Source organism: Kribbella sp. DT2, from assembly GCF_049844575.1.
GTDB lineage: Bacteria > Actinomycetota > Actinomycetes > Propionibacteriales > Kribbellaceae > Kribbella.
Map to the genome: position 1 here is coordinate 457,102 of NZ_JBNCLH010000004.1, position 12,392 is coordinate 469,493.

Consider the following 12,392-nt stretch of genomic DNA (forward strand, 5'->3'; position numbering starts at 1 on the left):
AGTTCGACCATGCGTGGTACCCGCCCCCTTGCCCTTCTTGCCGCCCTCGCCGCGAGCGCCGCCGCCCTGACCAGCGCCGGTACGGCGACCGCCGTCCCAGCCTGCACCTACCCGGCCGAGGTGCTCAACCTGAGCCGGTGGAAGCTCCAGCTCCCGCTGGACGACCCGAACCAGTCCGGCACCCAGGTCCTGCAGATCAGCCGGCCGCGACTGAACACGTACGTCGTCAACCCGTGGTTCACGCCGAACGCGTCGTGCAACGGCGTCCAGTTCCGCAACGCGGTCAACGGCGTGACCACCCCGAACACCAGCTACGCCCGCTCCGAGCTGCGCGAGATGGAGAGCAACGGCACCACCGAGATCAAGTGGTCGTCGAACTCCGGCACCCACACGATGGTGATCGACCAGTCGATCGACCGCCTGCCGAACACCAAGCGCCAGGTGGTGGCCGGCCAGATCCACGACGGCAACGACCGGTCCACGTTCCGGATCGACGGGTCGAGCCTGTACGTCACGCGCGACAACGACACGAAGTACAAGCTGGTCACCAGCAACTACGTGCTCGGCACCCGCTTCCAGGCGAAGTTCGTGGTCAGCAACGGGTCGATCAAGGCCTACTACAACAACGTCCTGCAGACCACGATCCCGGTCAGCTTCACCACCGGCTACTTCAAGGCCGGCGTCTACACGCAGGCCAACTGCACCAACTCGTCCCCCTGCGACACCAGCAATTACGGCCAAACCACGCTGTACAACGTGAGCGTCAGCCACAGCTGACGCGGAGCGGGGCCGACGATGCCTGTCCAAGCATCCTCGGCCCCGCGCTCTCCGGCCCAGTCCGAGCCGGCTTCCCGGGCTCGCTCCCCGGGCCCGCGCCACTTCAGCGCTTGCGGTGCTTCGGATCCGCGTCGTCGACGATGTCGACCTGCTCCTTGCGGACCTTCTCGCTGACCTGCTTGTCCTCGCGCACGGTCTCGGTGTCCAGGCCGACCCGCTCGACCGCGACGGTCTCCTTGGCGACCACCGGACGCTCCTCGTGCAGCGTCACCTCGACGTCCTCCTCACCGATCTTGCCGCCGGCGCGGCCGTTCTCGATCGGCTCGCGGACCACGTGCACCTCTTCGTGACTGACCGGGATCGTGACCTGCTGCTCCTCGGTCACCACCCGCTTGTGCAGCCGGACCTTGCCGGTCTCGACCGTCTCGGTGCCGGCGCGCAGCCGCTCCTCGGAGCGGACCATCTCCTCGCGACCGGTGCCCTTCATGTCCTTGTTCTTGCCGGCCGGGTTCTTGCCGGTGCCGCGGTCGGTGCCCATGTTCTGGCCGGGCATCATGCCACCGGCCTGCATGTTGTAGTGCCGGTACAGCTCGCTCGCCTCGGTCTCCGACAGGTGACCCTGGTCGTCGATCCGCGGCGCGTCCTTGATCAGGTCCTTGCGCTGTCCGACGTGCAGCCCGTCCTGCTCGGCGCGGGCGCCGGCCAGCGGGACGAACGACTCCTTGCTGCCGAACAGGCCGGTCTTCACCGTCACCCACTCCGGCTCGCCGGACAGGTCCGAGGCGTACAGGTTCGCGGCGGTGCCGACCTTCTGGCCCTCCACGTCGTAGACGTCCTGCCCGATGGTGCGTTCCAGTTCCTGCGCGGTGCTCATCTGGTTCATCCCCGTTCTGCTTGTCGACGGCAACTTGTGTACGACGGCCGGGTACCCGGCGTCACCGTGCGCAAACAGTCCGTTGCCGAGAGCACTCAGATCACGTGGTCGAGAATCGCCTGCAGATCAACACCGAGCGGCCGGTCCTCGTCGATCGGCGGAACCACCGCTCGGACGGCGGCGTGCAGATCCCCCAGTCCAGCAGGGATGTCCCGCTCGGACAGCGCGAACGCCTGATGCACGACCAGCAACTCAGCCGCAACAACTTCGCGCGCCAACCGAGTCGCCGTTGTGAGGTTGCCGGCCGCCTCCCAGGAGAAGGTCTGGACGTCCTCCTGGCCGTTGGACGTCTCCATCGCGCCGATTGCCGCGGGCAACGACAGCCGCCGCAGGGCGTGCGTGGTCGCCACTGCGCGCTTGTGCACGGAGACGAGCCCGGCCTGCGGTCCGGGCACGCGCGCCAGTTGCGCCGGCAACCCCGTCACCGCAGGGTCCAGCAGCCGGTGAATCCGAGCCGTCGACACCTCCGCCGCATGCGTCAGCGCGGCCACCACGTGATCGCAGTGCGCCGCCAGGTCGATCCCGTGAAACCCGGCCGTCCCCAGGAAATCGCCGTCGAGGAAGGCCGGAGAGTCAGTGACCCCGTCCACCCCACGGTCGACCGCTTCTGCCAGCCGCACAACCGTGCGCCTGACATGCGAGACCACCTGTCCCGCCACCCGAAACGAAACCGGCGCCTGCAGCGCCCCCGGTGAGTTCTCGCTTCCAGCAAGCTGAAGAATCCTCGCCTGCTCAGCCGCCAGCAGTTCGTCCCCGCGCCCCACCCGCCGGTCATAAGGATCCCGGCTGGCCCCCACCACAGCCAGAGCCCCCGCAGCCACCTCCCCCATCCGCCCCATCAGACGTTCCAGGGGTTCAACCTGCAACCAAACCCGCCCAGTAGCCCCAGGAACCCCCGCCAACAAAGCGATCCCTTCCTTGGGACCCAATTCAAAAGAACTTTCAGTTGCCGGGTACAGGTTGCCGTCGGCATCCAGCACCGTGCCGATGCCGACCAGCGGCCCGAAAGCGTGAGCAAGCGGAATGATCTCCCCCGCCGAGCCTGCACCTTCCAACGGGATCGCAGGGATGTACCCGCTGTTGAGCAAGGCAACCAACTGTTGGCACAGCTCGGCAGACACACCCGCGTCGCCGGTCAGGAAAGTGCGGAGACGGGCCAGCACGACCGCGCGAGCTTCGGCGTACGGGAGCCAGGGGGCACCGCCAACCGCTCGGCCGAGCAGCAGGTTGCGTTGGTGGACGCGTTGTTCTGCGTCGTCCAAGCGGCGTTTGCTCATGGCACCCATGCCGGTGTTCACGCCGTAGACGGGCGCACCGGCGGAGAGAGCGGCGAGCAGGCGTTCGCGGGTGGAGCTGAGGAAGGTCAGGAGCGTAGGGGAAAGCTCCAGCGGGCCGGCGGAAGAGACGGTGAGGTCTTCGGCGCGGTCGATCAGCATCAGTGGAACCTGAGCATCGTGCCGACCTCGGACTCCTCGGCCCGGCGGAGGATCAGGTGGGCGATCGCCACGTCGAGCAGCGAGAGACCGCGGTGCCACAGCAGCGTGCGCTCGACATCGGTCTCCCGCCCGGGCTTCTGACCGGCGACGATCTGCCCCAGCTCGGCGTGCAGGCTCGAGGGCGACAGCCGCCCGGTGTCGACATGACGACGTAGCGAGCCGAAGCGACCGGACTGCGCCTCGCGCCAGTCGTCGACGACGACCTTGTCGATCACGTCCAGCAGGTCCAGCTCGACCGCGCTCACCGTGCCGTACGGAACCACGAACGCCCCGGGCTTCACGGCCGCCGTGCGCAGCAGCACCTCCGGCTCGTTCAACCGCGTCGCCTCCACCAGAACGTCCGCGCCGTCGAACGCCTCCTCGGCGGTCGCGACCACACGCACCGGCGTCGACAGCTCCGCCGACAGTTCCTCGGCGAACTTCTCCCGCGACTCCGGCCGCCGCGACGTCACCCGGATCTCGTCCAGGTCGAACAGGTCGTCGAGCATCGTCACGTTCCACCACGCCGTACCGCGGGCCCCGGCGTGCCCGAGGATCTTGCTGTCGCGGCGCGCGAGGTGCCGCGCCCCGACGGTCGTCATCGCACCCGTGCGCGCCGCGGTGATCATCGTCGCGTCCAGGATCGCCAGCGGTACGCCGGTGGTCGGGTCGAACAGCGTCGCCACCGCCAGCTCGCTCGGCAGCCCGACCTGGTAGTTCGGGACGAAGTCGCCGACCACCTTGACCCCGCTGACGCCGTGCTCGCCGAGCCGGTTGAGGTGCCCGCGGAGCACGTTGAAGTGCCCGATCCCGCCGTTGTCCGGGACCAGGTGCACCCGCGGCTCGAAGCTGGTCTGCCCTTCGCCGTGATCGCGGACCGCCTCCTCGACGGCGTCCACGATCTCCGTCCGGGTCAGCCCGAGCGACTCGATCTCGGGCCCGGACAGGAAGCGCAACCAGATTCCCTCAGCCATGCGGAGCTCCTTCTCGTACTGCGACTTTGGTCTCGACCAGGTTCGCAGGCACCGACTTCGGTATCGCGAACCGTCTCAACGGCTGACCCTCGGCGTGGCGCGCTGTTAGCGTCGGTCACCGGTGACGACCCGCGACCAAGGGAGCAGGACCATGCCTACGGACACCAGAACGGTGGTCGGGCACTCGGCGGCCGACAAGGTGCTGCTGTACGGCGGTCTGCCGCTGCTCGGCGGCACGCTCGGCTTCTTCCTGCCGCGGATCGCCGACTGGGCGACCGGTCTGCGGTGGTTCCCGTGGCAGGGCCCGCTCGAGCTGGTCGCCGGCTGGGACGCCTGGTGGGTGCAGCTGATCATGATCGCCGTCGGTCTGGTGGCGGGCTTCTTCCTGGGCGCGATGGCGATGGACGACACGCTGCGGATCACGGTCACCAACGGTGACGTCGAGCTGCTGAAGAACGAGAAGACCACCGTCGTCGCGCGGGAGAAGGTCGCCGCGGTCTTCCTGGACGGCAAGGAACTGGTGCTGCAGGACCGGGACTCGGCCGAGCTGGTCCGCGAGAAGCACGACCAGCTCAAGGGCGACACGGTGAAGATCGGCGCCGCGTTCCGGGCGCACGGGTACCCGTGGTCCGACGGCGGCGACCCGTACGCCGACCGTTTCCGCCGCTGGGTCGAGGACGACCCGGAGCTGCCGCCCGCGGTCAACGCCGTCCTGCGGGCCCGGTCGAAAGCCTTCTCCGACGCGAAGAAGGACGACCTGCGCGAGCTTCGCGCGGAGGTCGGCAAGCTCGGCTACGTCGTCCGGGACCAGGACAAGAAGCAGTACTGGCGCCCGGCGGGCCGCTGAGAGAAGGAGAGCGCGCGGCGCGGGAGCGAGCGCTCGGCTCAGCCTTCCAGCAGGTCGAGCACCGCGTCCGCGTACGCCTGCTCGGCGTCGGGACCGCTGGTCGAACCGCCCTTGGTGTTCACCGTGTAGCCCTCGCCGGCGGCCTCCAGGCTGACGAACTGCGCGCCGAGCAGCGTGCGCAGCTGCTCCTCGCGAGGCAGCCAGATCACCTCACGCTGCTCGATGCTGTCCAGCGCCCACTCGGTGGTCCCGTTGAAGCCGATCACCTTGCCGCCGGGGTAGTCGTGCACCTCGACGGTCATGTCGCTGACCACGAACACGTCGTCGTCCATCTCCCGGTCCGGGACGACGAACCGGTCGCCGGCTCCCGGCACCCAGAGCGCGCCGGCCTTCTTCAACCGCTTCGCCTGCTCGAGTGTGATCACGTATCCATCTTCCTCGCCCGCCCAAATCCGCACACCTTCGCGCGCGCCCGGACACCTCTCAGCGGGTCAGCGCCTTGCGCAGCTCGCTCGCGCGCAACCGCATCCGGTCCCGCGTCCCGGTCGTGAACCGGTGCAGCGGCAGGTCGACGACCGCGGTCGCCTGCCCCTGGCTCACCGCGAGCAGCGCACGCACCCGCCGTACGGCGGTGTGACGGTCCGGGGCGGCGGCGATCACGTCGAGCACCTCGTCGCGCCGGTCGAAGGCGGCCAGCACCGCGTCGTAGATCTCCAACTGTGTGTACGCCGAACGGTCGGGCTCGGGCTGCACCGCGTGGTCCTCTCGTCGCGCGCCGCCGCGGACGACCTGACGCCAGAGCGCGGGGACGGCCGGGTGGTTGCGGCGCCGGGTGGTGGTCACGGGCAGGGTCATCGTCATAGTGGGCGCTCCTGTTATTCGGCGAGTGCGTAGGGTTCGCGGGCCGGGCACTTGCGGCCCGGTTTGACGAGGGCTTCGAAGTGCCACGGCTCGTTGTCGTAGCGGCGGCAGATCCCGTAGCGGTAGCCGTTCAGCTCCAGCCACTTCGCGCCGGCCGCCGGCGTGATGTCGACCGCGCGGCCCTTGACGTGCTCGGAGAACTCCGGCGGCAGGACCCAGCGGACGGCCGCCTTGTACGAGCCGTACTTGACGATCGCCTCGTCGAGCAGACGGCGCTGCTTGGTGGCACTACGACGGCCGGAGTTGATCCTGAGGGCTACCCCGTCGGCCTTCGCGGCTGCCATGGCCTTCAGCAACCGGGACCGCAGCACGGGCGACATCCCCTCGGTCGACTCCTCGTCGTACTGCCCGTTCTCGCTGGTGCTCGGGCTCTTGGTCGGCTTCGGCTTCTTCGGTGCGTTCGTCGGCTTGGTCGGCTTGGGCCTCGGCCGGGGCGTGATCGTCGGCTTGCTGAGCTGCGTCCCCGGTCCGTCGCCGTCGGCGCGCGGCGGTTTCGCGTCGGGCGCTCCCGACCCACCGATCACCGGCGCCTTGTCCCCCGCCGAGCCGAAGCCGAGGAAGTCCGCGACCTGGCCGTGCCAGACCAGGAGCGAGGCGGCGAGGGCGATCCCGGTCACGGAGAGCACCCGGGCGCGGACCGACAGGCTCCGCCGCGGTGGCTCGTCGTTTGTCATGGGGTACAGCCTCTCGGTTCACGGCGCTGGTGGCATCCCTCCCAGGGACCGTCCTGGGCGGCCGGAAGTCGGACCTGGGTAGCAGGTCCGACGCGGGGCCTCGTCCTAAAGTTGGACCTTCTGCCCGTTCGGGCGAAGGAACCGGCCACTGAGTGCCGCGACTACGCTGAGCAAGGTGTGGACCCTCTGGCGCGGAATGTCGCAGGCGCAGCGTGACCTGCTGCTCGCTGCGCTGATCGGCGTCGGCTGGTTCTTCGCGCTGGCGGTGATCAGCGACAGCTCGCTGCGGCCGGCCAACCCGAGCGTGTCGGTGGTGACCGGGCTCTTCCTGGTGATCACGGTCGCCGCCGGGCGGAGTCTGCCGCGGACGACGCTGGTGTTCGTCGCTGTGCTCTACCCCTTCGTGTACGCCGCCGCCGGCACCGGGCTGGCCTCGCAGGCGGGGATCGACGTCTTCGGTCAGCCGGTGATCGCGAACGCCGCGCTGCAGTCCGAGATCCACCTCGTCCCGCTGCTCGTCGTCGGGTACGTCGCGGCCGCCAGCGGCGTCCGGCGTTTCACCTGCCTGTTCTTCACGATGGGCAGCCTGGCCGGGCTGATGATCGGGCTGCCGACCGTGGTCGCACTCGTGCTCGCCAACTCCGACGTCGTGATCAGCCGGCGCTACCGCAACCTGCCGACCGACCTCTACAGCCTGTACGGCTACATCGACGTGTCGCTGTTCGTGTTCGCCGAGGCGCTGATCGGCGGCATGGTGCTGCTCGGCGCGAACGCCCTGCGCCGGCGCAAGTCCATGCTGGTGCTGGAGAACCGGAACGCCGAGCTGGTCCGGCTGCGCAAGATCGAGGCCGAGCGGGTCGCGGCCGCCGAGCGGACCCGGATCGCCCGCGACCTGCACGACGTGGTCTCGCACCACATGAGCGCGGTGGTGATCCGGGCCCAGGCCGCCGACCGGGTCGCCGACCAGAACCCGGCCGCCCTGCGCGAGGCGGTGCGCTGGATCATCACCAGCGGCAAGGAAGCGCTGACCGCGATGCGCGAGACCGTCCGGGTGCTCAACACGGCGTCGCCGGGCGGCGGCGCCGAGACGACTCCGGTGCCGGACCTGGCCGACGTGGCCCGGATGGGCGACCGGCTCAAGGCCGTCGGGGTCGACGTCACGATGAACCTCCCGACCCGCAGCCGCGAGCTGACCAGCGCCACCGACCTGACCGCCGTACGGATCATCCAGGAGGCACTGACCAACGTGATGGTGCACGCGAAGGCCTCGGCGGCGCAGGTGAGCTGGCAGAGTGGGCCGCGGGGCGAGCTGCTGACCATCGACGACAACGGGAGCGGTGGGCCGCCCCCGGTGAACGTGCTGGAGACCGCCCGGCGGAGCGAGAGCGGCCGCGGCAACGGACTGATCGGAATGCGCGAACGCGCGCTGGCTGTCGGCGGCACACTGGCCGTCGCAGCCGGACCACTGGGTGGATGGAGAGTGCAGGCATGGTTGCCGCCCCAAAGATGACGGAGCAGAGATGACGGAACAGATCCGGGTGCTGGTCGTCGACGACCAGGGCGTGATCCGGACCGGGCTCTCGATGATCCTCGACCACGAGCCGGACCTGACCACGGTCGCGCAGGCCGGCGACGGCGAGGAGGCGCTGCGGATGGTCGACCAGTTCGACCCCGACGTCGTGCTGATGGACATCCGGATGCCGGTGATGGACGGGCTGGTCGCGACCGAGCGGATCACCCGGGCCAACCAGGCCGCCGGGAAGAGCAAGCCGGCCGTGCTGGTGCTGACCACCTTCGACGACGAGGCGTACGTGCTGAGCGCCGTCCGGGCCGGAGCTTCGGGGTTCCTGCTGAAGGACACGGATCCGGATCTGCTCGTGTCCGCCGTACGGGCTGTGCATCGGGGGGACTCGCTGGTGGACCCGGCGTCGACCCGGGTGCTGCTCGAGCGGTGCGTGGAGCTGGAGCGCAAGGTCGGGAACGGAGGCGAGGCTGCGGCGCCGCAGGACGCGGGCCGGTGGATCGGCGTGCTGTCGCAGCTCAGCGAGCGCGAGCGCGACGTACTGGTGTGGATGGCGCGTGGGCTGTCGAACCGGGATCTCGCGGCGAAGCTGTTCGTCAGCGAGACGACCGTGAAGACGCACGTCAGCAGCGTGCTGTCGAAGCTCGGGCTGTCGAGCCGGGTGCAGGCCGTGGTCGTCGCGTACGAGGCCGGGGTGGTCCGGCCGGGCGAAGCCGAAGTGCGCTGGGAGTCCTAGAGCAGCCAGAGTGCACCCGCGACCACGGCGAGCACGAGCAGGACGGTCAGGATCTGGCTGAGCACCGACGCCTGGCGGCGGCGGGGTAGGAAGTCTCCGGTCATACCCCCAAGCCTGCAAGGATTCCGGCCCGCAGCCATCGGCCGCCGGGACGATCCTGCTGTGACGGAAGTCGCCCCCAGGCCGCAGGGGCCTCATCCTCAGGGAGGAGATAGTTGCCCAGGGCCACTGACTGTTACCGGAAGACCTCGGCGCGTACTTTCTTGGGGACGACCATCCCCCAGGCGTCCAGGACCAGTTCGCGCAGCTCGTCGGCGTCGATCGCGTCCAGGTGGACCTGGATCCAGCGGAACCGTTCGTCGGACGGCCGCGGGCGGAAGAACTTGTCCGGCTCGGCCGCGATCGCGGCGTCGCGCTCCTCCTTCGGGAACGCGATGCCCATTGTCTTCTCGTCCGGCGAGACCGCGAGATAGACGATCTGCCCGACCCGGTACTTGATGCTGTCCCGGACCAGCACCTCGTAGCTGCGGGGCAGCCCCTCGGTCGCCGCCCGGATGTCGCTCAGCTCCACCATGACGCCTCCTCCCGGCCGACGGTAGCGCCGATACCTGACATCGCGTGTCAGTGATCAGGTCGAGGCATCGGTTTGCGGCTGGGATTGCCGGGTTCCTGAGCGTGGCACGTACCGTGGTCGGATGCCTGATCAGGTGACGAGCGCGGTCGAGGGGGCCGAGGTGGTGTTCCGCCTCGCCGACCCCGAGCACGCGCTGCCCGGCGTACGACTCTGGGAGGAGCTCGGGCTCGCGGCCGAGCAACTGGAGTTCAAACCGGTCGAGTACGGGTGGGAGCTGCGCCTCCCGCGGCCGTCGGTGCACCGGATGGAGTACCTGTTCGACATCGCCGACACCGGGATGCGGACCGACCCGACCAACCCGCGCGTGGTCGGCGGCGCGTTCGGCGAGCACTCGTGGCTGCCGCTGCCCGGGTACGTCGAGCCCGCCTGGATCTCGGTCGAGCCGATCGCGTCGAGCCTGACCCCGCTGCCGGTCGAGACCTCACCGGTCGGGCCGGTCGACGTCCAGGTCTGGGCGCCGGACGGGATCGCGCCGTCGTTCGAGCTCCCGCTGCTGCTGTCCCACGACGGCCCCGAGTTCGCCCTGTACGCCGGGCTCACGCACTTCGCCGGCGCGATGGTGGCCGAGGGCACCCTTCCGCCGTTCCGGCTGGCGCTGGTCCGGCCGGGCTCGCGCAACCTCTGGTACGCCGCCAACCCGTCGTACGCGGAGACGCTGACCGAGCACGTGCTGCCCGCGATCACCACGCGGTACAAGAGCAAGCAGCCCGTGCTGATGGGCGCGAGCCTCGGCGCGCTCGCCGCCCTGTACGCCGAGTGGAACCACCCCGGAACCTTCGCCGGACTCTTCCTCCAGTCGGGCTCGTTCTTCACGCTCACCACGGATCCGCAGGAGTCCGGCTTCGAGTACTACGCCGAGGTCACCGGCTTCGTGAACCAGGTGCTCGCGGCAACCTCCGCACCGAGCACGCCGGAGATCGCGATGACCGCCGGGACGCCGGAGGAGAACGTGCACAACAACCGCGTGATGGCCGCCCACCTGGACACGCTGGGCCTCGACGTCGACTTCAACGAGACCCCGGACATGCACAACTTCACCGCCTGGCGCGACGTGTTCGACCCTTGTCTCACGGAGTTGCTGCAGCGCGTCTGGCAATGACAGTGCGCCGAAAGGTTCACGAAAGTACGGTCAGCTTGACTGAGAGTCATCGACCTCGGAAACGGAGCCTCAGATGATCCGAAAGATGATTCTTGCCGTCGCCGCGACCCTCGCCCTGACATCCAGCTTTGCTACCAACGCCACTGCCCGACCCGCCACCGACATGTCGCCGCAGGCAGTCTGGTACAACGACTCATGGCACGACACGTACGCCGACTGCAAGAAGATCGGCGACTTGTTCGTGTGGCAGCACCGTATCCAGACCTATGTCTGTCTGGAGTGGGACACCAACCGGCCTCCCTATCTGCCATGGCTCCTCCGGGCCTTGGGCTAGTCAGATCAGCCGACAGCTGAACCGCACTCGGTCCTAGAGTCGTGCGGGTGCTCAAGACACTTGCAGGCGTTAGCGCACTCGTCTCGATACGCTTCACCGGCCACTGATCGACCGGTGCCACCGGCGTCGTGCTGCCGGTGGTTGTTACTCGCGTACGTCGTGGAGAACGCCTGGCAGAGCTGGAGCGCCGTACACCTCGACACCTCGCTGGGCGCGGCACCTGGTCTCGCGTCGAGCGCGCCGGCCGTCTTCGCCGCCGCAGCAGCGACTGGACGTATCAGCGGCAACGCCCTGCTCGCCCGACTCCGCCCAGCCCAGCTACTGGTTGCCGGAGGCGCCGTTGCCGCCGTCGGCTCGCTACTGGCCGCCACCGCCGGCAACGCCTGGGTCGCCCTCGTCGGCATCGGCATCGCAGGACTCGGTACGTCGGTCTGCGCGCCGACGATCATCAGCATGGCCGGTGCCTGGGCCGGGCCCGAGCGGCGGGCCGGAGCGATCTCCACGGTCACCACGATCGCCTACCTGGGCTTCCTGCTCGGCCCGGCCGCGGTCGGCGCCGCGTCCAGCGTGTGGTCGTTGCCTGCCGCCCTGGCCGGCGTCGCCGTACTGGCTGTAGTCGTCGCGTTGCTCGGACCGGTCGCGGGACGCGCGGGGACCAGACAGCCGACCTGAACTCGTGCGAGGGTTACCGGCAGGACAGCGAAGGGGTGAGGCCGGGTGGAACGTGAGCAGGTCGAACTGGACGCGCCGGGGCTGGACAGGCCGGGCACTCTGATCCGCTACGGCCACTACGGCCGGCCGGTGCTGGTCTTCCCCAGTGAGCAGGGCCGCGCCTGGGACTACGAGAACAACGGCATGGTCGGCGCCGTCGCGGACCTGGTCGAGGCCGGCCGGGTGAAGCTGTACTGCGTCGACTCCTTCGACCACGTGAGCTGGTCCGACCGCGGCATCCCGCTGGAGGAGCGCGCGCGACGGCACGGGCTGTACGAGTCGTGGATCCTCGACCACGTCGTACCGGCGATCGGCTCCGACACTCCCGGCGCCTCGGACATCATCACCACCGGCTGCAGCCTGGGTGCCTTCCACGCGCTGAACTTCGCGCTGAAGCGGGCCGACCTGTTCCCGATCGCGATCTGCCAGTCCGGCAACTACGACGCGGCCAGCTGGCACGCGTGGGGCGACCGCGGCGACGCGACGTACTTCAGCAACCCGGCCGACTACCTGCCGAACCTGGACGGCGACCACCTGGAGTGGCTGCGCAGCAGGATCTTCCTGGTGCTCACCGTCGGTCAGGGCGACTGGGAGACGCACCCGACGGGCTCACTGCCCTCGGCCCGCGCCACCGCCGCGTTGCTGGCGGCGAAGGGCATCCCCCACGAGCTGGACCTGTGGGGACACGACGTAGCTCACGACTGGCCGTGGTGGCGAAAGCAGTTGGCGCACCACCTACCCCGATTCTGTTAGG

15 protein-coding genes are annotated in these 12,392 nt (G+C 69.3%); 8 read left to right on the forward strand and 7 right to left on the reverse strand.

Annotation, left to right across the window (positions count from 1 at the left end):
• Positions 1-9: 9 nt before the first annotated feature.
• On the forward strand, positions 10-777 hold the full coding sequence (locus tag ACLQ2O_RS20205; RefSeq protein WP_425833555.1) for a polysaccharide lyase family 7 protein: 768 nt from the start codon (positions 10-12) through the stop codon (positions 775-777).
• A gap of 103 nt (positions 778-880) precedes the next feature.
• Here the strand turns inward: ACLQ2O_RS20205 and ACLQ2O_RS20210 are convergent, their stop codons facing one another.
• The 3 genes from ACLQ2O_RS20210 to ACLQ2O_RS20220 all read right to left on the reverse strand — a co-directional run bounded on the left by ACLQ2O_RS20210 (position 881) and on the right by ACLQ2O_RS20220 (position 4,160).
• A complete protein-coding gene (locus ACLQ2O_RS20210; RefSeq protein ID WP_425833557.1) occupies positions 881-1,651 on the reverse strand; it encodes a DUF2382 domain-containing protein in 771 nt (256 codons plus the stop codon).
• 95 nt (positions 1,652-1,746) lie between these two features.
• Entirely contained in the window at positions 1,747-3,147 is a 1,401-nt protein-coding gene (locus ACLQ2O_RS20215) for an aromatic amino acid lyase (RefSeq protein WP_425833559.1), read from the reverse strand.
• A complete protein-coding gene (locus ACLQ2O_RS20220; protein ID WP_425833561.1) occupies positions 3,147-4,160 on the reverse strand; it encodes an ornithine cyclodeaminase family protein in 1,014 nt (337 codons plus the stop codon). The genes ACLQ2O_RS20215 and ACLQ2O_RS20220 overlap by 1 nt, the downstream gene beginning before the upstream one ends.
• A 151-nt stretch (positions 4,161-4,311) precedes the next feature.
• On the opposite strand from ACLQ2O_RS20220, the gene ACLQ2O_RS20225 reads away from it, so the two are divergent.
• Entirely contained in the window at positions 4,312-5,007 is a 696-nt protein-coding gene (locus ACLQ2O_RS20225; RefSeq protein WP_425833563.1) for a YqeB family protein, read from the forward strand.
• A 38-nt stretch (positions 5,008-5,045) separates the two neighbouring features.
• Here the strand turns inward: ACLQ2O_RS20225 and ACLQ2O_RS20230 are convergent, their stop codons facing one another.
• The 3 genes from ACLQ2O_RS20230 to ACLQ2O_RS20240 are packed head-to-tail and all read right to left on the reverse strand — an operon-like array spanning position 5,046 to position 6,602.
• Entirely contained in the window at positions 5,046-5,432 is a 387-nt protein-coding gene (locus ACLQ2O_RS20230; RefSeq protein ID WP_425833565.1) for a pilus assembly protein CpaE, read from the reverse strand.
• Between the two features lie 58 nt (positions 5,433-5,490).
• Positions 5,491-5,868 (reverse strand): hypothetical protein, encoded by a 378-nt coding sequence (locus ACLQ2O_RS20235; RefSeq protein ID WP_425833567.1) that lies wholly within the window; start codon positions 5,866-5,868, stop codon positions 5,491-5,493.
• A gap of 14 nt (positions 5,869-5,882) precedes the next feature.
• A complete protein-coding gene (locus tag ACLQ2O_RS20240; RefSeq protein WP_425833568.1) occupies positions 5,883-6,602 on the reverse strand; it encodes a M15 family metallopeptidase in 720 nt (239 codons plus the stop codon).
• Between the two features lie 175 nt (positions 6,603-6,777).
• Between ACLQ2O_RS20240 and ACLQ2O_RS20245 the strand changes: the two genes are divergently transcribed.
• Both ACLQ2O_RS20245 and ACLQ2O_RS20250 read left to right on the forward strand, forming a co-directional pair.
• Complete coding sequence (locus ACLQ2O_RS20245; protein WP_425833570.1) at positions 6,778-8,112, forward strand: sensor histidine kinase; 1,335 nt, start codon at positions 6,778-6,780, stop codon at positions 8,110-8,112.
• Between the two features lie 10 nt (positions 8,113-8,122).
• Positions 8,123-8,860, forward strand: coding sequence for a response regulator (locus ACLQ2O_RS20250; protein WP_425833572.1), 738 nt, complete (start codon positions 8,123-8,125; stop codon positions 8,858-8,860).
• 235 nt (positions 8,861-9,095) lie between these two features.
• On the opposite strand, the gene ACLQ2O_RS20255 is transcribed toward ACLQ2O_RS20250, so the two are convergent.
• Entirely contained in the window at positions 9,096-9,434 is a 339-nt protein-coding gene (locus tag ACLQ2O_RS20255; protein WP_425833574.1) for an MmcQ/YjbR family DNA-binding protein, read from the reverse strand.
• A gap of 121 nt (positions 9,435-9,555) precedes the next feature.
• On the opposite strand from ACLQ2O_RS20255, the gene ACLQ2O_RS20260 reads away from it, so the two are divergent.
• The 4 genes from ACLQ2O_RS20260 (at position 9,556) to ACLQ2O_RS20275 (ending at position 12,391) form a co-directional block, all read left to right on the forward strand.
• Positions 9,556-10,593, forward strand: coding sequence for an alpha/beta hydrolase (locus tag ACLQ2O_RS20260; protein ID WP_425833576.1), 1,038 nt, complete (start codon positions 9,556-9,558; stop codon positions 10,591-10,593).
• 73 nt (positions 10,594-10,666) lie between these two features.
• Positions 10,667-10,927, forward strand: coding sequence for a hypothetical protein (locus ACLQ2O_RS20265; RefSeq protein WP_425833578.1), 261 nt, complete (start codon positions 10,667-10,669; stop codon positions 10,925-10,927).
• 141 nt (positions 10,928-11,068) lie between these two features.
• Positions 11,069-11,599 carry an MFS transporter gene (locus ACLQ2O_RS20270; RefSeq protein WP_425833580.1) on the forward strand — a complete coding sequence of 177 codons (531 nt, stop codon included), beginning with the start codon at positions 11,069-11,071 and terminating at the stop codon, positions 11,597-11,599.
• Between the two features lie 45 nt (positions 11,600-11,644).
• Complete coding sequence (locus ACLQ2O_RS20275; protein WP_425833582.1) at positions 11,645-12,391, forward strand: esterase family protein; 747 nt, start codon at positions 11,645-11,647, stop codon at positions 12,389-12,391.
• Position 12,392 lies beyond the last annotated feature (1 nt).